The following is a 20,391-nucleotide window of genomic DNA, read 5'->3' as shown; positions in this document are numbered from 1 at the left end:
GATCGCCAGGATTCCGGTCGGATAACGAAAACGCCCAGTTCAGGCGATATATTCGCAGTGAGCGCGGAAGCGGCGCACGCAAACACTGCTAGGCTGCCTGGCGATTCGACTCGTGGAAACGGGGGGCTCTCGGTTGCTGAACTCTGGTGAAGATTTCGCCGGTTACGTCATCGAGCGCGAACTGGGCCGCGGCGGTATGGGTTCGGTCTACCTGGCCAAGCATCCGCGGCTGCCGCGCATGACGGCCTTGAAACTGCTCAATCAGGAGATGTTCTCCGATGACGAGATCCGCGCCCGGTTCATCCGGGAAGCCGATCTGGTCGCCCAGCTCGATCATCCGAATATCGTGACGGTCTACGACCGCGGCGCGGTGGACGAACAGCTGTGGATCTCCATGCAGTTCATCGACGGGGTGAACGCCGCCAACGTCGATCCGGGCAAGCTGCCGCCGCTACGCGCGGTGCAGATCATCACCGAGACCGCCAAGGCCCTCGACTACGCGCACGGTATCGGCGTCCTGCACCGCGATGTGAAGCCCGCCAATATCCTGCTGGCCCGCTCGGGTCGTGCGGGGGCGGGTGGTGAACGCGTGTATCTCACCGATTTCGGCATCGCCCGGCTGCGCGACGACACCGGTCATCTCACCCAGACCGGCACCGTGACCGCCACCCTGGCCTACGCCTCCCCGGAGCAGTTGACCGGCGCGACGCTGGACGGCAGCTCCGACCAGTACTCGCTGGCCTGCACGCTGTTCCAATTGCTCACCGGCAGTGTGCCGTTCGAGGGCACCAGTCCGGCGGCGGTGATCCGCGGCCATCTCCAGGAGCGTCCCCGCCTGCCCAGCGCGCTGCGCCCGGACCTGCCCCGCGCCATCGACGGCGTGCTGGCCCGGGCGCTGTCCAAGCGCCCGCAGGACCGCTACCGCTCGTGCACCGAGTTCGCGAACGCGGCCGAACGGGCGTTCACCATCTCCCGCACCGCTCCCCCGCAGCCGGTGCAGCCGCCGCGCCCGCCCACCCCGGCCCGCCCGCAGCCCGTCGTGCCGCCGACGCACACGCCCTCAACGCCGCGCCCGCTCGTCGGCCAGCAGGGTCCGTTGGGACAGTCGACGCCGTACACCCCGCCACCGGGTCCGCTGAATCCACAGTCCGCGCCACACAATCCGCACGCGGGCCAGCCGAACCCGCAATCCGTCCCCTTCAACCCGCAGGCAGGGCAGGTCGGACCGCAATCCGCCCCGCACAGCCCGCAGGCAGGGCAGGTCGGACCGCAATCCACGCCGTACAACCCGCAGGCGGGCGCGCCGAAGCCGCAGGCCGCGCCGCACAACCCACAGTCGGCCCCGCTCAATCCGCTACCGGGACAGCCGAATCCGCCGTCGGCGTTCAATCCGAGCCAGTCCATGCCCCGCCCGGCTCCCTACGCGCAGTCCGCGCCGTTCACCCCGCAGGGCACCCCGCCCCAGCCGTACGGATATCAGAATCCGCCCACGAACTACGGTCCGCCCCACCAGGGTTCCGGTTCCAACACCGGTATCATCCTCGGTATCGTCGCGGCGGTGATCATCGCGGTCATCGCGGTGATCGTCATCGTGGCCCTGGCCTGACATCGCCGACGGCCCACCCGCACGTCACTTCCGGCACCTGCTCGCCTGCACCGGCGCCCAGCGCACCACCCGAATATTCCTCTCACGCCACCGCCCCCGCGCCGATCGCGCGGGGGCGGAAGGCATTCGCGCGGAACCGCTTACAGATCCGCGATGGCCGCCAGCGGTGGGGTGCGGGCCGCGCGCACCGCGGGCCACAGCGCCGCCAGCACGCCGACCACGCCCGAGGCGATGAGCATGCCCACGATCTGCCCCCACGGCACCGCGATGGTCCCGAGGCCGAGATCCTGCAGGGTGCGCAGGAATCCGATGCCGAGACCCAGGCCGAGGATGACGCCGACCACAGCACCGAAGATGGCGATCAGCATGGACTCCAGGTAGATGGAGCGCCGCACCTGCGGTCGCTGCATGCCCACCGCGCGCAGCATGCCGATCTCGCGGCGGCGTTCCACCACCGACAGCGCCAGGGTGTTGACGATGCCGAGAATGGCGATCACCACCGCCAGGGCCAGCAGCCCGTAAAGGATGGCCAGCATGGTGTCGATCTGACGCCCCTGCACGCCCTTGAAGTCCTCGCGGTCCATCACCTGGACGTTGCCGTACTTCTCGGTGGCCTGCTCCAGATCGGTGCGCAGCGTGGCGAGGTCGGTGCCCGGCGCGGCATCGACCGCCACCATGAAACTGCTCCGGAAGCTGGTCGGCACCGTCTGCTCGTAGAGCGACATGGGAGCCACCAGGGCTTGCAGCAGCTGGGTGTCCGCGTAGATGCCCGCCACCTCGACCTGGTACTTCTTGCCGTCCACGCCGGCTACCTCGACGGTCTGCCCGACCTGCCAACCATTGTCGGAGGCAAGGGTTTCCGAGGCCAGAATCTGGTTGTCCCCGAGGGAAGCGCTGCCCTGCTGGATCTCGTAGGACAGCACGCGGTCCAACGGCCCCTCCGGCACCGTGCCGAAGACCTGGTCACCGCCGACCTTCAGGGCGAGACCATGGAAGGCCACCGCTTCCTCGACACCGGGCACCGCCTTCACCTCGTCGGTGGCCTGCAGTGGAACGCCGATGAGGGCGCCGGGCGGACCCGACAGCATGTAGTCGGCCTGCACTCCCTTGTCCACGAGCTCCCCGACGCTGGCCTTGGCCGAGGCGCCGAGCATGCCGATGGCCGACACCAGCATGAGTCCCAGGGTGAGCGCGAAGGCGGTGGCGGCGGTGCGGCGCGGATTGCGGATGGCGTTGTTGCGCGCCATCCGGCCGACGGGACCGAACGGTCGCACCAGCACACCGAGCCCGGCCAGCACCGGGCGCGACAGCGCGGGCGAAGCGAACAGCACCGCGAGAATCAGTGCGGCCGCGCCGATTCCGACGGTGGCGGCGGCATTGCCGCCGGTGTTCTGCGCGCCCAGCACCACCAGCGCCACACCGATCACGGCCAGTACCGCACCGGCGATGGTGCGCAGCCGCAGCGATTCGGAGTGCGAGGCGAACTCCTCCCGCATGGCCTCCACCGGCGGCACCCGGGCGGCGCGACTGGCGGGCGCGTAGGCGCTCACCACGGTCACGACCACGCCGAGCACCAGCGCCACCGCCACGGTGCGCGGCAGCACGGCCATGGCCCCGGTGGGCAGCCCCAGGTCGAAGGCGTTGAGCAGCGCCGCGAGGCCGTAGGCCAGACCGATACCGGCGGCGAGACCCAGTGCGCTGCCGACCAATCCGACGATCAGCGCCTCCCCGACCACCGAGCGGCCCACCTGTCCGCGGCTCGCGCCCACCGCGCGCAGCAGCGCCAGTTCCCGCAGCCGCTGGGCGACGAGCATGGAGAAGGTGTTGTAGATGATGAAGGTACCGACGATCAGTGCGATGGCGCCGAAGGCGAGCAGGAAGTAGTTGATGAACTTGAGCGCGTCACCGAGCTGCTGTTTCATGTCCTCGCGGACCTCGTCACCGCTCTGCACTTTGTAGTCGGGTAAGGCCGTGACGATTTCGGAGCGCAATTGGTCCGGGTCGGTTCCGGGTCGTGCCGCGATGTCCAGGTAGGCGACGTGCTTGCCGTCGGTGAACAGCCGCATGGCCTCGTCGTAGTCGAATTGCAGGCCGATGAAGCCGCCGGTCGCACCGCCGCCGTCGAGCTGGTAGATACCCGAGATGGTGGCGGCCACATTGCCTTTCGCGGGTGTGACCACCGTGACCGGATCGCCGACCCGGAGTCCGGCCCGGTCCGCACCGCCCTGGTTGATGGCGACCTGCCCGGGTTCGGAGGGCGGTCCGCCGTCGACGAACCGCTGTGGTTCGGCCACCGCACGCTCCGGCGGCAGGTACGCCTCGCCGATGGTCGGCGCGCCGCCGGTCTGGACGACCTTGCCGTCCTTCAGCAGGGTGACCGGGCCGTTGGCGCCCGGAGCCACGGTGCGCACACCATCCATGGCGGTGACCTTGTCGACCAGGGTGAGCGGTACCCCGATGGACTGCTGCTCCTCCGGGCTGATCCGGACATCCACGCCCCTGGCCTGGTTGGCGAAGATATTGTCGAAGGTGCGCTGCAGGGTGTCGGTGAAGACGAACGATCCCGCGATGAAGGCGGTCCCGAGCACCACCGACAGCACGGTGAGCACCAGGCGCACCTTGTGCGCGGCGAGATTGCGCAAGGCGACCTTGCGCATGGGGCTTCCGGACATCAGATCGTCTCCAGGGACTTGATCTTGTCGAGGACGGAATCGGCGGTGGGGTCGCGCAATTCGTCGACGATCCGGCCGTCGGCCAGGAATACGACGCGGTCGGCGAAGGAGGCGGTGCGCGGATCGTGGGTGACGATCACGACGGTCTGATCGAATTCGTCCACCGCCGCCCGCAGGATCGACAGCACCTCACCCGAGGAGTGCGAATCCAGGTTGCCGGTCGGCTCGTCGCCGAAGATGATGTCCGGCTTGCCCGCCAGCGCGCGGGCACACGCCACGCGCTGCTGCTGGCCGCCCGACAGCTCGGCGGGCCGATGCCCGAGGCGATCGGTGAGGCCGAGACGTTTGACCACCGTGGCGATCCACTCCTCATCGCCCTTGCGGCCCGCGATATCCAGGGGCAGGGTGATGTTCTCCATCGCGGTGAGGGTGGGCACCAGGTTGAACGCCTGGAAGACGAAGCCGATACGGTCGCGGCGCAGACTGGTCATCTGCTTGTCGGACAGCGTGGTGAGGTCGGTGTCACCGATGTGCACGGTGCCCGCCGTGGCCGAGTCGAGACCGGCCAGGCAGTGCATGAGGGTGGACTTGCCCGAACCGGACGGGCCCATGATGGCTGTGAATTCCCCCCTGGCGAACTCCGCGGACACTCCGTCGAGCGCCTTGACCTGCGTATCACCGGAACCGTAGAGCTTCACCAGATCGGTCGCGCGGGCGGCGACCGAGGCGGGGGCCGACTTGTCGAGGGCGACGGAAGCCGAGGCGTCTGAAGTCATGGTGTCCAGTGTGTCGAGGATCGCGACCTGACGCCATCGGGGAACACCCGGAAACACGCACCCTCAGGAAATTCACAAAAGCCCACGACAACGGGTGAATCGCGGGCTTTCGCGCAAGCCGTCAGTTCAGGGGGGCCGACCGCCACCAGGTCAGCACCTCGTCCAATGTGCCCACGATGCCGTCGGTGTACATGAGGTACTGGGTGCGGTTGTCGTCACCGGTGAACACCGTGACCATGCGCGGCCGGTCGCCACCGAACTGGTAGTTGGTGTAGGTCTTGCCACCGTTGGTGTCGGTGGTCCGCTGGTCCGGCGCCAGCGCGGCGACCACGGCCTGCGCCTCGGCCGCCGTGGCGTAGGCGTAGAGACGGTAGAACGGGTCGGCGTTGTCGGCGCCGCCGAAGCAGCGCCACTGCACCGCCCACGTCTTGAAGTCGGGTTCGCCCTCGGTCTTGTCCGGCGGGCTGTTCGGATCGGCCAGGTAGCAGCTGGCCCCGTTGTAGCCCACATCGGCGGAGGCGGTGGCGGGCACCATGTTCGGGAATTCGGCGATCAGGGACTGTGCGTCGACCGGCCGGTCGGCCACCACCGTGGTGGTCGCCGCGGTCGTGGTCGTGGTGCCGCCCGAGGTGGTGGTCGTGCCGCTGTCGCTCGCCGCGACGATCACCACCACGGCGACGACCAGCAGCAGGACCACACCCACGATGGCGGCGATGATCAACCCGGCATTGGACTTGCCCGGCGGCGGATGCCCGTGGAAGCCCTGGGGCGGCGGTCCCGATGGCGGCGCCCCGCTACCCGCGAACTGCTGCGCGGGGAAGGAGGGCGGCGGGGTGTACCCCGGCTGCGTGTACTGGTTGGCCTGGCGGGGCGCGGTGTAATTCGGCTGCGCCGGCGGGGTCAGCGTGCCCGCGGTGGTGCCGGGCTGCTGGAACGGTGTGTGCGCGGTGCCGGGCTGCTGGTACGCGGTGGGCGCGGTGCCGGTCTGCTGGTACGGCGTGGGCGCTGCCGTCGCGGTGGGCGGTTGCGTGGGCGGCCGCAACTGCTGGAGCAGCTGCGGCGGGGCGGTGTTCGGATTCGACAGCGGCACGGCGGACGCGCCCGGCGATGCCAGGGCGCGGCGGGCGGCGGCGGCGAACTCGGCGCAGCTGTCGAAGCGCTCGTCGGGACGCTTGGCCATGGCCTTGTGCAGCACCACGTCCAGGGCGGGCGGCAGACCGGGGCGCGCGGTGCTCAGCGGCGGCGGCGGATTCTGCAAATGGCCCTGGATGACGGCGGCGGGATTGGTGGCCGCGAACGGTCCCGCACCGGTGAGCAGCCAGAACAGGCTGCACGCGAGGGAGTACTGATCGGAGCGGCCGTCCAGCGCCGAGCCGGTCAGCTGTTCCGGGGAGGCATAGGCCAGGGTCGCGGTGAAGGTTCCGGTCTGGGTGAGGTGGCCGGTGTCGTCGCGGAGCCGGGCGATGCCGAAGTCGGTGAGGTAGACCCGCTCGCCCTTACCGCCGATGGCGCGGGCGAGCATGATGTTCGCCGGTTTCACATCACGGTGCAGGACGCCGTTGCGGTGCGCGTAGTCGAGCGCGTCGGCGGTCTCGGCCACGATCTGCACGGCCCGCTCCGGGGGCAGCGTCCGGGCGTCCACGCTGGCCGCGTCCGGGCCGTCGATGTACTGCATGGAGATCCACAGCTGACCGTCCTCCATGCCCCGGTCGTAGACGGTGACGATATTGGGGTGGTCGAGCTGGGCGACCAGATCGGCCTCGCGCTCGAAGCGGGTGCGGATCTCCTTGTCGAACACCATGTCCCGGTTCAGCAGCTTGAGCGCGGTCAGCCGGGGCAGGCGCGGATGTTTGGCCAGGTACACCGAGCCCATGCCGCCGCGGCCCAGCTGGCGCTCGATGACATAGCCGGCGAAAACGTCACCGCTGGACAGCATGGCTAATCCCACTTCCGTGTTCAATTCGCCCCTCCGCTGCGCTCCGGGGCGGGTTCGCGGCGTGTGCCGCATCATTGTTTACCACCCGAATCCAGCTGTGGGGCCGTGTAGGTCTACGGACTTATCTTCCGTCGGGCCGCTTACGCAACAGTTATGGATCGCTTGGCATGGTTGTCGGTGGGGGTCGATACGCTGACCACCATGCGTCTAGGAGCACACGTGCGGATGGACAGCGACCCCATCGGCTTCGGGGAGAAGCTGGGGGCCGATGTCATCCAGATGTTCGTGGTTGACCCGCAGAGCTGGGAAAAGCCGACACCGCATCCGCGCACCGATGAGATCAAGGCCAGCCCGATCGAGGTGGTGGTGCACTCCTCGTACCAGATCAATGTGGCCAGCGTGAACAACCGGCTACGCATGCCGTCGCGCAACGCGGTGGCGCAGCAGGCGAAGGCGGCGGCGGAACTCGGCGCGTTCGGGCTGGTGGTGCACGGCGGCCACGTGCGCTCCGATGCCGAGATGGCCGAGGGGATCGTGAACTGGCGCAAACTGTTCCAGCGCCAAGAGGACAAGGGCGGCTTCGCCGTGCCGATCCTCATCGAGAACACCGCGGGCGGCAATCATGCCATGGCCCGGCATTTCGACAATATCGCGCGGCTGTGGGAGGCCGTCGGCGACTACGACGCGGGCTTCTGCCTGGACACCTGCCACGCCTGGGCCGGCGGTGAGGAACTGCTCGGCATCGTGGACCGGATCAAGGCCATCACCGGCCGCATCGACCTGGTACACCTCAACTCCTCCCGCGACGCCTTCGACTCCGGAGCCGACCGGCACGCCAACCTCGCCGACGGCACCATCGACCCGCAACTCCTGGTGGAGGTGTGCAAGGCCGTGGACGCACCGATCGTGCTGGAAACCCCGGCCGAAGGCGTCGCCGACGACCTGGCCTACCTACGCGAACAGGTCGGCTAGCCCCCGGTCCGCCGCGCGCGGGCAACCCGCACTCGAGTGTGTGCCCGGCGTCCGACAATCGCAGCATCGGCCCGACCCGGGGCGGGCACGCGGTCGGCGGCTCTAGAGTTCACGGTGTGACGATGGAGATTCGACCGCTCGACGGGGTGCGGGTGCTGGAATTGGGAAACTACGTCGCGGCGCCGACCGCCGGGCGGATCCTCGGGGACTTCGGGGCCGAGGTGATCAAGGTCGAGCGCCCCAAAACCGGAGACGAGCTGCGGAATTGGCGGCTGTACGGCGGCGATACCTCGATGCTGTACCGGACCGTCAACCGGAACAAGAAGTCCATCACGCTGGATCTGCGCACCGAGGCGGGGCGGCGGATCGTGCTCGAGCTCATCGAGCGGTGCGATGTGCTGCTGGAGAACTTCCGGCCCGGCATGCTGGAGAAGTGGGGGCTGGGACCGGAGGTGCTGTCGGCGGCCAATCCGAAGCTGGTGATCACGCGGATCTCGGCCTACGGGCAGACCGGTCCGCTCGCGCAGCGCCCGGGTTTCGCCGCCGTCGCCGAGGCGGTGGGCGGTCTGCGCGAACTCGTCGGTGATCCGGATCGCCCGCCGGTGCGTGTGGGCGTCTCCATCGGCGATTCCATCGCGGGCATCTACGCGGCCTTCGGCACCGTGATGGCGCTGTTCCAGCGCGAGCGGGTGGATCGGGTGCCCATGGAGCAGCGCATCATCGACGTCGCGCTCAACGAGTCGATCCTGTCGGTGATGGAATCGCTGGTGCCGGACTATCTCGCCTACGGCATCACACGCGAACGTGTCGGCGGGCGCATGGAGGGCATCGCGCCGAGCAATGCCTACCCGTGCGCCGACGGCACCAGCATCATCATCGGCGGCAACGGGGACGCCATCTTCCAGCGCTATATGCGGGTCATCGACCGTCCGGACCTCGCCGCCGACCCGGAACTACAGGACAATGCGGGACGCTGGCGGCATCGCGAACGCCTCGACGCCGCCATCGCCGAGTGGACGCGCCGACACACTCGCGACGAGGCGCTGAAGGTGCTCGAGGAGGCGGCAATCCCGTGCGGGCCCATCTACACCGCCGCCGACCTGGTCGCCGACGAACAGTTGAAGGCGCGCAATATGATCCAACCCTTCCGCGTGGACGTGGGCGAGCCCGAACCCAAGGAGGTCGGCTTCACCGGCATTGTGCCCGTGATCGGCGGTGCGTCGCTGCCCATCCGGTCGGTCGGCCCCGATCTGGGTGAACACACCCGCGAGGTGCTGTCGGGCCTGCTCGGCATGACCGACGACGAGATCGAGGTGCTGGAGGCGGACCGATGAACCGGCACGACGGCGCGGTGCCCCTGCTGCGTGATGTGACCCTGCGCGACGGTCTGCAACTCACCGGCAAAGTCCTTTCCACCGAACACAAGGTGGAGCTCGTGCGGCGGCTGCTCGCACTCGGTGTGCCGGAGTTGGAGATCGGCTCCCTTGCCCGGCCGGACCTGGTGCCGCCCATGGCCAACAGCCTGGAGGTGGTGGCCGCGCTGCGTCCGGAGGAGTTGCGGCGGTGCTGGCTCTGGGTCGCCACTCCGCGGCATGTGGAGAAGGCCGCCGCTGCGGGGGCGCGCAATTTCCAGTACTGCTTCTCGGTCTCCGATGCCCACAACCGGGCCAATATCGGCCGTGCGACGGAGGACAGTGTGGCCGCCATGCCCGCCGCCATCGAACTGGCGCGCGCGGTGGGCGGGCGGATTCAACTCTGTCTCGCCACGGCTTTCACCTGTCCGTTCGGCGGGCCGGTGGATCCCGAGCGGGTACTGGCCATCGCCGCGGATCCGCGCACCGCGGGCGCGGACGACATCGTGCTCGCCGATACGCTCGGCCAAGCGCATCCCGAGCAGGTGGCCGCCCTGGTCGCGGGCGTGCGCGCCCGCGATCCACGGCGGCGCATCGTCTTCCACGGCCACGACACCTGGGGCCTGGGCGTGGCGAACTCCCTGGCGGCGGCCGCGGCCGGGGCCGATGTGGTGGACGGGTCGCTCGGTGGGCTGGGCGGGTGCCCGTTCGCGCCGGGGGCGAGCGGCAACACCTCGAGTGAGGATCTGCTGTTCGCGACCCGGCCGGACTGGTTCACCCCGTCGGTGCTCGGTGAGCTGGTGCGGACGTCCGAAGCATTGCTGACCGAACTCGGCGAGCCCAATCGGTCCCGGACGGTCGAGGGTGCGCGCTCGAAAGCGCAGGCGTTCGAATGGGTTATCCGCGGCTGAAGTCCGCGCGTAGCCGTAACAGCACCAAACCCGCGGTGCACGCCAGAATCAATCCGGCGACGGTGATTTCGACATGTAGTCCGGCGATTCCGAATCCGGCGCCCACCAGGCCGCCGAGGAATATGAACCAGGCGAGCGCCCGGGCCAGGATCTCGGTCATCCGCCGCGGCCGGTCCGCCGCGGAATCCGGAGATTCCACGGGCTGCGCGGCCGTGCGCAGCGGGGATGTCGAGGAAGCTCCCATCATCTACTCCTAGATGACGCCCCCCGAATTCGGCGCTCATGACTTCGTGAACCTGCGCGCGTCCCTCAGCTAATTCCGGGCGTCTCACATGTAACTTTGGTCACACATTACGGGTAGGCAACGGAATGTCCAGGCGACACGGACGCGCAACACGCAGAGTTGACCAATTCGATATGTGAATTACTGCTGTTTGAGATTATCTTGTGACAGCGGAACCCACCGCGCGGGACGGGATTCGAACCGACCGCCCGCGTGGCCTCGGCGGGCGGCCTCCGTTAGGGTGAGCCCCACTCGAGATGAATGAGGAGAGCTCACCGATGGACGGCAGCAACAGCCGCGCGGACGATCACGACGAGCACCGCTCGCGACGACTGCCCGCCCCTATGATGGGCGCGGTCGCCGCCGCCGGAGCGGTCTCCCTCGGCCTCGTCCTCATCGGCTCCTGCGGCCTCGACGGCGAAGACACCTACGTCGCGCCCCCTCCCCTCAACGCCGATCTCCAAGCCGCACCCACCGGCTACGCCCGCTCCAGCACCACCACCACCCCGGTCATCGTCATCCCACCCTCCCCCACCTGGCGCGTCGCCGCCGACCGCCCCCCGCGCCGCACCACGACCACGACCACCACCGTCGCGGTCGAGCGCGAGGAGGACCGCGAGTACTCCGACACCGAGACCACCACCCGCACCACCCGCCCGACCACCCCGCGCACGACCCGCCCCACCCCCAGCACCACCGAGCGCACCGAGACGCTCACCCGACCTCCCACCGAAGAGCCGCCGACCACCACCGAGGATCCGCCCACCACCGTGGTTCCGACCTTCCCGGACGAAGAGAGCGGGGAGTAGCCCCCGGACCATCCCCGGCCGGCGGGCGTGCGGCGGCGCACGCGACCGACCTCCGCGATCCCGGAAGGGATCCGCTCAGGGCGAGCGGGAATCCATGGCGGCATCGGACGGAGGGCGGTCCGCCACCAGTTCCCGCTCGGCGGTAGGGACGGGGCGCGTCGCGGGCCGGCGGTGCGGGCGCGGAAGTCCGGCGGAAATGACTGTGGCCCCTCCGATTTCGGAGGGGCCACCGGCGTTCGCGAGGAATCCGGTCAGATTTCGACCAGACCGTAATCGGCGACGCGGTCGGTGAGGACCCGGAGGTGTTCCAGGTCGCCGCCGAGGGTGCGGCCGATGGCGGTCAGCCGGGCGACGTAGTGGCTGACCGGGTATTCGGTGGTGATGCCGATGCCGCCGTGCATCTGCACGGCCTCCTGGCCGATGTGCCGCGCCCCGCGCGCGACCTGGAGGCGGGCGCGGGAAGCGATCACCGGATCCACGGTGCCGTCGGCGAGGGCGGCGGTGGCGTAGTAGCTCATGCTGCGGGCCAGTTCCAGCGAGACGTACATATCCGCGGCCCGCTGCGACAGGGTCTGGAACTTCGACAGCGTGACCCCGAACTGCTTGCGCGTCTTCAGGTATTCGGTGGTGAGTCGCAGCGATTCCGCCATCGCGCCCAGGGATTCCGCACACAGGGCGGCCTGCGCCTGAACCAGCGCCGCGTCGATGGCGGGCCGGGCGTCACCGCCGGTGCCGAGCACTTCGGCGGGGGTGGAATCGAATTCGAGCTGTGCGCCGCGCCGGCCGTCGAAGGTGCGGAAGGGTTTGCGCGCCACCGTATCCGCGGCGACCAGGAACAGTCCGGTGCCGCCGTCGGGCAGCGCCGCGCTGACCACCAGGGTGTCGGCGCAATCGCCGTGCGGAACCGGGTTCTTCACACCGGTCAGCACATACGAATCCCCCTGTGCCACAGCGGTGGTGGACAGCTCCGCGGACGGCCACCGCAGCCCGGGCTCCTCGTGCGCGAAGGCCAGCAGCCGCTGTCCGCCGACCACCTCGGGCAGCACCCGCTGCCGCTGTTCGACGGTGCCCACACTCGCCACCAGCGACCCGGGCAGCAGCACCGCGTCCAGCAGCGGTTCGGGCGCGAGGCAGCGGCCGATCTCCTCGAGCACCACCATGGTCTCGACGGGGCCCGCGTCCATACCGCCGTCCGCTTCACTGAAAGCCAGTCCCAGCACGCCCAATTCGGCGAGCTGCCCCCACACGTCGCGGCTCCAGCCGAGATCGGTGTCGGTGATCTTCAGCCGCGACTCCGGGTCGTAGGTGCGCGCCAGCACCTCGCGCACCGTGTCGCGCAGCATGATCTGTTCATCGGTGAGTTCGAAATCCATGGCGGCGCCTCACAGTCCGAGGATGGTGGAGGCGATGATGGTGCGCTGCACCTCGTTCGACCCTCCGTAGATGCTGGTCTTGCGGTAGTTGAGGTAGGTGGGTCCGGTGATCTGCGCCCACTCCGGGGAGGCGATGTCGGCGGCGTGCACCGGCAGCGCGTCGGGTCCGGCGATATCCATGAGCAGTTCGGTGGCGGCCTGCTGCAATTCGGTGCCGCGCAGCTTCAGCACCGACGACGCCGGATTCGGCTTGCCGTCCAGCGGCTGGGAGACCACGCGCATGAGGGTCAGCTCCAGCGCCAGCAGTTCGTTCTCCAGTTCGGCGACCCGGGCGGCGAAGACCGGATCGTCCATGAGCGTGCCGCCACCCGACTTGGTCTGGGCCGCATACTCTTTCGCCAAACCCAGCTTCACCTTGGTGCGGCCGACGCCGGTGATGCCGGTGCGCTCGTTGCCGAGCAGGAACTTCGCGTAGGTCCAGCCCATGTTCTCCTCGCCGACCAGCTGATCGGCGGGCACCCGGACGTTCTCGAAGAAGACCTCGTTCACCTCGTGGTGGCCGTCGATGAGCTTGATCGGGCGGATGGTGACGCCCGGGGTGTTCACATCGAACAGCAGCATCGAGATACCCGCCTGCTTCTTGGCGTTCGGGTCGGTGCGCACCAGGCAGAAGATCCAGTCGGCGTACTGCGCCAGCGTGGTCCAGATCTTCTGGCCGTTGACGATGTAGGAGTCGCCGTCGCGCACGGCGGTGGTGCGCAGCGAGGCCAGATCGGAACCGGCGTCGGGCTCGGAGAAGCCCTGGCACCACCAGATGTCGAGATTGGCGGTCGGCGGCAGGAAGCGCTGCTTGAGCTCCTCGGAGCCGAACTGGGCGATCACCGGGCCGATCATCTGGGCGTTGAAGGTGAGCGGTTCGGGGACCGAGGCCAGCTGCATCTCGTCCTCCCAGATGTGCAGCTGCATGGGCGACCAGTCCTGCCCGCCCCACTGCACCGGCCACTTCGGCACCGCGAGACCGTGCTCGTTGAGGATCCGATGGGTGGTGACGATGTCCTCGCGGGAGAGTTCGCGGCCGTACTTCACGCGGTCGCGGATCTCGGCCGGGATCTTGGTCCGGTAGAACTCGCGCAGTTCGTCCCGGAATGTCACCTCATCGGGTGAGAGAGCTAGCTTCATCGCGTCTCCAGGCGGTCGCCGTATGTGTTCCGTGTCTCGGTCTTAAAAGACACGGCCAAGTGGGTGTCTCAAAGCTACCACTGGGTAATGGTCGGTCTGTCACTCGCATCACACCGGCGGCGCGGGCTCATCCCCCACGCCGGGCACCCGGCTGGTAATTTGCGGAGGGATCAGCGCGCCCCGGAAAGGCATCCGGTGGCCGCGCCCATCGAAATCTCGAGGAGCAATACGAGTGAACGGCAGGACCCTCCGCCGCGCCGCGTCCGCGACCGCCATCGCGGCCACGGTGGCGCTAGGCACGACCGCAGTCGCCCACGCCGAACCCGCGGAGCCGCAGCCCTCACCCGTCGACGCGGCCATCCAGCAGCTCACCGACACCGCCGACGGCAATGCCGACGCCGAGGCCGCGGTGCGCTCCACTGCCAAGGCCGCACAGCTCATCACCGCCGCTAAGCTGGGCAATGTGGCGTTCGCGCCGTTCGCCTACATGGCACCCACCATCGGCTGCGGCACCACTATGCCGCTCAGCCTGACCGCGGCCTCCGCCATCGCGGGTGGCACCCCCGACAGCCTCGGCGCCGCCCCCGGCACCATCCGCTTCCAGGCCGTCGCCCAGCACTCCGGCATGCCGCTGGCCTCCGGACTCAGCGTGGTCTGGCTGAACGTGAACAACGGCCGCAGCGGGATCAACATGCTCGACGACGTCTCCGAGTACAACCTCCCCAGCCTCTCCAAGACCGTCGACTCCGGCCCCGGCAACATCATCGCCTCCCTCTGGGGCACCATCGACTACCCCGGCGCCCGCTGCGTGGTCACCCCCACCGTCGGCCTCTTCACCGTCCCCGACCTCCCGCCCCCGGCCCCGGAAACCCCTGCCGACCCGGCCACTCCCGCCCCGCCCCCCGCCGACTCCGGCTCAGCAGGCGCCCCCGAACAACCCGCCCCCGCAGCCCCGGCCGACACCCCCGCGCCGAACTGACCACGGCCCCAGCCGAACCCGGCATCAGAGCCCGCCACAACCCTGCGGGTTCGCCCGCTACGGCATCACCCCACACCACCCGAGCCCGCCCGAACCGGCAGACTCGCGCCGTACCGGTGGGCTGCGCCGCCACCCACGCCCACCGCCACTACCAGCGGTTTCTGTCGGCGTCACGGAGTGCACTCGAACCAGCCCACCCACCGGTTGCGCGATGCACGGCCCGGTGGATCCCCACGGCCCGTGCGACCGCCATGTCCGCGCGCCCGACCCGCGATCCCATACGGGACCGTTCCGCTCAGCCGCGCCTACGGCCGCCCCGCGGCGCACACTCTTTCGCCGAGGCGGAACTGGTGGCGGACCGCTCTCGCACCATGCCGCCACAGATTCCCCCTCGCCCCCAGTGAGGGCGGTGGATGGTCGGGCGGTGCGGTCTGCCGGGTATCGGGCGCTGACCGCCAGCGCGAGTGCTCGCGACCAGCCGTTGACCAGTCACCTTCCGATTCGCGGCGCGTCCCGGTTCTGGACTGACCGGAGCGGAGGAGCGAAGCGGGGGAGCGGAGGGAGGGAAGAACCGGGACCTCCAGCGCCGCGAATCCGCCCGGAGCGCAGCGGAGGGCAAATCGAACACAGCGAATCCGCCCGGAGCGCAGCGGAGGGCAAATCGAACCCAGCTCAGGCGCGGGGTTTGCGGCGGTCGAAGCGCTTGCCGCCGTCGCGGCGGGGGGTGCGGCTCAGCGGCCGGTGCCCGGGCGGGCCGGAGTCGAGCTGGAGTTGGATGAGCTGGCCGCTGATGCGGGTGCGGCGCAGGGCGTCCAGGGTCTCCGAGGACAGGTCGGCGGGGAGTTCGACCAGGCTGTGGTCGGGTCGGATGCTGATGTGGCCGAAGTCGCTGCGGCGCAGGCCGCCCTCGTTGGCGATGGCGCCGACGATGGCGCCGGGCACCACCTTGTGGCGCTTGCCGACCGAGATGCGGTAGGTGGCCATTTCGGCACCGGTCGCGCGGTGGCGGGACGGGCCTTCGCGGCGCGGACGGTCACCCTCGAAGGAGCGGGAGCCGCGTTCGCGGGGGCGGCGTTCGGGCTCCGGATCGGGTTCCATGAAGAAGTTGTCGCCGTCGTGCGAGCCGACGGCCAGCGCGGCGGCGATATCCACCAGCGGGATGTTGTGCTCGCGCTCGTAGTCCTCGATGAGTTTGCGGAACAGCGCCAGGTTCGCCGCGGACAGGTTCTCGGTGATCATGTCGCCGAACTTGGCGACGCGCTGCGTGTTCACATCCTCCACGCTGGGCAGCTGCATCTCGGTGAGCGGCTGGCGGGTGGCGCGTTCGATGGAGTCGAGCAGGCGGCGTTCGCGCGGCGCGACGAACAGCAGCGCCTCACCGCTGCGCCCGGCGCGGCCGGTGCGGCCGATGCGGTGCACGTAGGACTCGGTGTCGTGCGGGATGTCGTAGTTGACGACGTGCGAGATGCGCTCCACGTCGAGGCCGCGGGCGGCGACGTCGGTGGCGACGAGGATGTCGAGCGCGCCGGACTTCAGCTGTCCGATGGTGCGCTCACGCTGCGCCTGCACGATGTCGCCGTTGATGGCGGCGGCGGAATACCCGCGGGCGCGCAGCTTCTCGGCCAGCTCCTCGGTGGCCTGCTTGGTGCGCACGAAGATGATCATGGCCTCGAAGGGCTCGACCTCGAGGATGCGGGTCAGCGCGTCGAGCTTGCGCTGATAGGACACCTGCACCCAGCGCTGGGAGATGTTGGTGTTGGTGGCCGTCTTGGCCTTGACCGTGATCTCCACCGGGTCGTGCAGGTACTGCTTGGAGATCTTGCGGATGGCGGTCGGCATGGTCGCCGAGAACAGCGCCACCTGCTTGGACTCGGGCGTGTCGCGCAGGATGCGCTCCACGTCGTCCTGGAAGCCCATCTTCAGCATCTCGTCGGCCTCGTCGAGCACGAGGTACTGGAGTTGGGTCAGGTCCAGGGTGCCGCGTTCCAGATGGTCGATCACGCGACCGGGCGTGCCGACCACGACCTGCGCGCCGCGACGTAGCCCGGACAGCTGGACGGCGTAGTTCTGACCGCCGTAGATGGGCAGCACATGCAGGTCGGGCATGTGCGCGGAGTAGCGCTCGAACGCCTCGGCCACCTGGATGGCCAGTTCGCGGGTCGGGGCCAGGACCAGCGCCCGCGGCGATTTGCCGGAGACTTGCAGGCCCATGAGGATCGGGATCGCGAACGCGGCGGTCTTGCCGGTGCCGGTCTGCGCGAGCCCCACCACGTCCGCGCCGTCGAGCAGCGGCGGGATGGTCGCCGCCTGGATGGGCGACGGCGACTCGTAGCCGACATCGGCGATGGCCCGCAGAATGCGGTCATCGATGCCCAGATCGGCGAAGGACGGGCCGGTCGCGTCCCTCTCGTCGTCGATCGAAACGCTGTCGGCCGGTGAGGTGCTCATTGGCCGCAAGTTTACTGCTTGGCAGTGGTCGCCCCGACCATCGGGCCGACCGGGTGAGACCCAGGTAACCGAACGGTCGGCATCGCATACCCGGGTACCACCCGAATCCCCAGCCCCGGCAGCCGTTTCCACCACCACCCCGAATCCCCACCCCAGCCGCCCCGCCGCACCCGAGCACACCGCAGCCTCCACCACCCCGCCGCCTACATCACCCGGGACACCGCCGCCACCGGACTCGCCCACCTCATCGCCGACCTCCGTACACACCGCGACCTCCGTACACACCGCAGCACCACGTCCGGCCGTCCGTAGACGCCGCGGTGTTCCACCGCACACGCTCCACCGGTTCCGCGGGTGGTGCAGCAGCGACCCTCGGGCGGCGGGCCGTCGCGCGTACGTTCCCGGTGTCGCCGGACGCCGGAATCGGGTACTTCTGTGTGCATGAGCGCCTTCGCCCACGAACCGGCCACCGCCGTGCACCCGGCCGACGAATCCCCCGCCGGGGCCACCGTGGATATCGCGGTGATCCAATTCGGACCCGGCACCGATGTCGAGGCAAATCTCGCGGCGCTGCGGGAGGAGGTGCGGGCGGCAGCGGAGCTGGGGGCCAAGCTCGTGGTCGCGCCCGAGTACTCCATGTACTCGGTGAAGCGGCTGGATGAGCGGGTGGTGGCGATAGCGGAGCCGCTGACCGGACCGTTCGTGAGCGGATTACGGGGTATCGCAGCGGAATTCGGGGTGCACCTGGTGGCGGGCGTGGCGGAGGCGCCGGGCGGTGACCTGCCTGCCGACCGCATCTTCAACACCCTGGTCGCCGCCACGCCCGCGGCGGGGTTCGCCGCGATCTACCGCAAGGTGCACCTCTATGACGCCTTCGGGTTCCGCGAGTCCGAGGTGGTGCTGCCCGGGCCGCTCGACCCGCCGCAGACCTTCACCGTCGACGGTGTGGTGTTCGGTATGCAAACCTGCTTCGACCTGCGTTTCCCCGAGGGCTGTCGACGCATCGCCGAAGCCGGAGCGCAGGTGCTGCTGCTGCCCGCGCAGTGGATTCCCGGACCGGGCAAGGTCGATCAGTGGACCACCCTGCTGCGCGCCCGCGCCATCGAGAACACCGTGTACGTGGCCGCCGCCGACCAGTGCGCGCCCAAGGGCGCGGGGTCCTCCATGATCGTCGACCCCACCGGCGGCGTGGTCGCCGAACTCGGCGAGCACGCGGGCATCGCCACGGCCCGCATCGACGTGGAATACCTGGAGAGCGTGCGCGCCACCAACCCGAGCCTGTCGCTACGCAGATTCACCATCGGCACCGACTGAACCCGCATTCGCCACCGCCCCCCGAATCCCGCGTGCCAGTCCCGCCTCGGCACACGGAGCCGCCCGCCCCCGCATGCCGACGACTCACCCGCCGAACCAGCCGACCTGCCCCCGCACCGCCCCGGCCAACCGTGCCTGTCAAGCCCACAGACCAACCCAGCGGTCCGCGTCGCCGGTTCCCGAACCCGTGCCGGGGTGGCTCCCTTCGTCAACCTGCTCGATATGGGTACCCGCTGGGAGCCGTCGCCGACCGATGACGGCACTTCGCGGGCAACGGTGGCGACCATGGCGGGTGGTACGGGGGGCTTCGGGTCGCGCGGATTCGCGCCGACTACTCACGATCCGCGCCGCCCGCCGCGCTGACGGCACGGCACCCGGTCGATCGCTGCGCGGCATTCGGCTTACCCGGTGAGCCGGGCCCGCGTCGGCCCGAGCCGATTCCGTTCGGTCACCGGGAATCCTGCTGGTGGCGGGGAGCACGCCTAGACTGGGGGCGATGATCTATCCGGATCGAGTCGCCGCCGGTCGCGCGCTGGGTGGATCGCTTCGGCACCTGCGCGCGATGAATCCGCTGGTGCTGGGGCTGCCCCGGGGCGGGGTCCCGGTGGCCGCCGCCGTGCGCGACGAGATCGGCGGAGACCTCGATGTGCTGCTGGTCCGCAAGCTCGGGGTGCCGTGGCAGCCCGAGCTGGCCATGGGCGCGATCGGCGAGGACGGGGTGCGGGTTCTCAATGACGACGTGGTGCGGCACACCGGTGTCACCGACGCGCAGATCGCCGAGGTCGAGCGGGCCGAGCGCGCGGAACTGGAGCGCCGCCGTGAACTGCTGCGCGGCGCCGTTCCACCCCTGCCGTTGCGGGACCGGGTGGTCGTGATCGTCGACGACGGTATGGCGACCGGCGCCACGGTGGCCGTGGCCTGCGAGATCGCCGGACTGCACGGTCCACGCCGCCTGATCGTGGCCGTGCCGGTGTCGTCCGCCGAGGCGCTGCACCGCATCCGTGCCCGCGCCGACGACGTGGTCTGCCCGCTGGTGCCACGCCACCTCGGCGGGGTCGGCGGAGCCTACGAGGATTTCCATCAGCTCACCGACGAGGAGGTCGTGGAGTTGCTGCGCGGGCCGCGGCCGGGGAGGTGAGGATGGCCAGGATGCCCGGCGGAGGCCGCACGGTGACGGCGCTCAGTCGGCGGCGACCTCGGTGACACCGGTGCGGTGCCGCTGCGCCAGCTCCGCGTAGTAGGACGGATTGAGCTTGACCCAGCCTTCGGCGGCGGTACCCGCGATGGGCCGCTTGACCTGCGCGGGCGACCCGGCGGCGAGCACACCGTCGGGAATCTCGGTCCCCGGAGCGACCAGCGAGTGGGCGGCGATCATGGACCCCGCGCCGATCGTCGCCATATCCAGCACGGTGGTGCCGTTGCCGACAATGGATTCCGCTCCCACCGTCGCGCCGTGGAACACCACGCTGTGCGCGATGGTCGCGCCCGCCCCGATCTCCACGGTCACCTCCGGCGGGGCGTGCACGACCGCATTGTCCTGCACGTTCGCCCGCTCCCGCACGATGATCGGGCCGCAGTCCCCGCGCAGCACCGCGCCGTACCAAATGGAGGCTCCCGCCTCGACCCGCACATCACCGATGAGGCTCGCCGTGGGCGCGACGAAGGCGGTCGGATCGACCACCGGCCGCTTTCCCTCGAATTCGAAGAGTGGCACGTCGTACAAACTAACCCCCATCGCCAGTAAGCCGACCGCCCGGATCGAAAATCCCTGCGGTTCGCGG

Annotated in this window: 16 protein-coding genes; 8 read left to right on the top strand and 8 right to left on the bottom strand. The window is 69.6% G+C overall.

What is annotated here, in order from left to right:
• The first annotated feature begins 133 nt into the window (after positions 1-133).
• Positions 134-1,606 carry a serine/threonine-protein kinase gene (locus QJS31_RS23570; RefSeq protein ID WP_306357700.1) on the top strand — a complete coding sequence of 491 codons (1,473 nt, stop codon included), beginning with the start codon at positions 134-136 and terminating at the stop codon, positions 1,604-1,606.
• Between the two features lie 140 nt (positions 1,607-1,746).
• On the opposite strand, the gene QJS31_RS23565 is transcribed toward QJS31_RS23570, so the two are convergent.
• The 3 genes from QJS31_RS23565 to QJS31_RS23555 form a co-directional block, all read right to left on the bottom strand.
• Positions 1,747-4,278, bottom strand: a complete 2,532-nt coding sequence (locus tag QJS31_RS23565) for an ABC transporter permease (protein WP_306357699.1) — start codon at positions 4,276-4,278, stop codon at positions 1,747-1,749.
• Positions 4,278-5,054 carry an ABC transporter ATP-binding protein gene (locus QJS31_RS23560; RefSeq protein WP_029931541.1) on the bottom strand — a complete coding sequence of 259 codons (777 nt, stop codon included), beginning with the start codon at positions 5,052-5,054 and terminating at the stop codon, positions 4,278-4,280. The genes QJS31_RS23565 and QJS31_RS23560 overlap by 1 nt, the downstream gene beginning before the upstream one ends.
• A 121-nt stretch (positions 5,055-5,175) precedes the next feature.
• The gene (locus QJS31_RS23555; protein WP_372341805.1) at positions 5,176-6,990 is read right to left on the bottom strand and encodes a protein kinase; all 1,815 of its coding nucleotides are present in this window, start codon (positions 6,988-6,990) and stop codon (positions 5,176-5,178) included.
• A gap of 201 nt (positions 6,991-7,191) precedes the next feature.
• On the opposite strand from QJS31_RS23555, the gene QJS31_RS23550 reads away from it, so the two are divergent.
• The 3 genes from QJS31_RS23550 to QJS31_RS23540 all read left to right on the top strand — a co-directional run bounded on the left by QJS31_RS23550 (position 7,192) and on the right by QJS31_RS23540 (position 10,225).
• The gene (locus QJS31_RS23550) at positions 7,192-7,962 is read left to right on the top strand and encodes a deoxyribonuclease IV (protein WP_282779444.1); all 771 of its coding nucleotides are present in this window, start codon (positions 7,192-7,194) and stop codon (positions 7,960-7,962) included.
• A 122-nt stretch (positions 7,963-8,084) separates the two neighbouring features.
• Positions 8,085-9,296 carry a CaiB/BaiF CoA-transferase family protein gene (locus tag QJS31_RS23545; RefSeq protein ID WP_306357728.1) on the top strand — a complete coding sequence of 404 codons (1,212 nt, stop codon included), beginning with the start codon at positions 8,085-8,087 and terminating at the stop codon, positions 9,294-9,296.
• Positions 9,293-10,225 (top strand): hydroxymethylglutaryl-CoA lyase, encoded by a 933-nt coding sequence (locus tag QJS31_RS23540; RefSeq protein WP_306357697.1) that lies wholly within the window; start codon positions 9,293-9,295, stop codon positions 10,223-10,225. Before QJS31_RS23545 ends, QJS31_RS23540 begins: the two co-directional genes overlap by 4 nt.
• Here QJS31_RS23540 and QJS31_RS23535 read toward each other — a convergent pair.
• Positions 10,212-10,472: a hypothetical protein gene (locus QJS31_RS23535; protein WP_282779440.1), complete on the bottom strand. Its 261-nt coding sequence runs from the start codon at positions 10,470-10,472 to the stop codon at positions 10,212-10,214. The genes QJS31_RS23540 and QJS31_RS23535 overlap by 14 nt on opposite strands.
• Before the next feature lie 314 nt (positions 10,473-10,786).
• Between QJS31_RS23535 and QJS31_RS23530 the strand changes: the two genes are divergently transcribed.
• Entirely contained in the window at positions 10,787-11,317 is a 531-nt protein-coding gene (locus QJS31_RS23530; RefSeq protein WP_306357696.1) for a hypothetical protein, read from the top strand.
• A 251-nt stretch (positions 11,318-11,568) separates the two neighbouring features.
• Here the strand turns inward: QJS31_RS23530 and QJS31_RS23525 are convergent, their stop codons facing one another.
• Together QJS31_RS23525 and QJS31_RS23520 are read right to left on the bottom strand one after the other, a co-directional pair.
• Positions 11,569-12,690: an acyl-CoA dehydrogenase family protein gene (locus QJS31_RS23525; RefSeq protein WP_306357695.1), complete on the bottom strand. Its 1,122-nt coding sequence runs from the start codon at positions 12,688-12,690 to the stop codon at positions 11,569-11,571.
• Between the two features lie 9 nt (positions 12,691-12,699).
• A complete protein-coding gene (locus QJS31_RS23520; RefSeq protein ID WP_143979591.1) occupies positions 12,700-13,869 on the bottom strand; it encodes an acyl-CoA dehydrogenase family protein in 1,170 nt (389 codons plus the stop codon).
• Between the two features lie 232 nt (positions 13,870-14,101).
• Between QJS31_RS23520 and QJS31_RS23515 the strand changes: the two genes are divergently transcribed.
• Positions 14,102-14,848 (top strand): hypothetical protein, encoded by a 747-nt coding sequence (locus tag QJS31_RS23515; protein WP_306357694.1) that lies wholly within the window; start codon positions 14,102-14,104, stop codon positions 14,846-14,848.
• A gap of 672 nt (positions 14,849-15,520) precedes the next feature.
• Here the strand turns inward: QJS31_RS23515 and QJS31_RS23510 are convergent.
• Positions 15,521-17,296, bottom strand: coding sequence for a DEAD/DEAH box helicase (locus QJS31_RS23510; protein WP_282779433.1), 1,776 nt, complete (start codon positions 17,294-17,296; stop codon positions 15,521-15,523).
• A gap of 441 nt (positions 17,297-17,737) precedes the next feature.
• Between QJS31_RS23510 and QJS31_RS23505 the strand changes: the two genes are divergently transcribed.
• A complete protein-coding gene (locus tag QJS31_RS23505) occupies positions 17,738-18,610 on the top strand; it encodes a carbon-nitrogen hydrolase family protein (RefSeq protein WP_306357693.1) in 873 nt (290 codons plus the stop codon).
• A 496-nt stretch (positions 18,611-19,106) separates the two neighbouring features.
• Complete coding sequence (locus QJS31_RS23500; RefSeq protein ID WP_282779430.1) at positions 19,107-19,748, top strand: phosphoribosyltransferase; 642 nt, start codon at positions 19,107-19,109, stop codon at positions 19,746-19,748.
• A gap of 42 nt (positions 19,749-19,790) precedes the next feature.
• Here the strand turns inward: QJS31_RS23500 and QJS31_RS23495 are convergent, their stop codons facing one another.
• Positions 19,791-20,324 (bottom strand): gamma carbonic anhydrase family protein, encoded by a 534-nt coding sequence (locus QJS31_RS23495; protein ID WP_282779428.1) that lies wholly within the window; start codon positions 20,322-20,324, stop codon positions 19,791-19,793.
• Positions 20,325-20,391 lie beyond the last annotated feature (67 nt).

The organism is Nocardia sp. CC213A (assembly GCF_030766805.1).
GTDB lineage: Bacteria > Actinomycetota > Actinomycetes > Mycobacteriales > Mycobacteriaceae > Nocardia > Nocardia otitidiscaviarum.
Note: the sequence above shows the minus strand (reverse complement) of the source record. Positions and strands in the feature narration are given on the sequence as shown.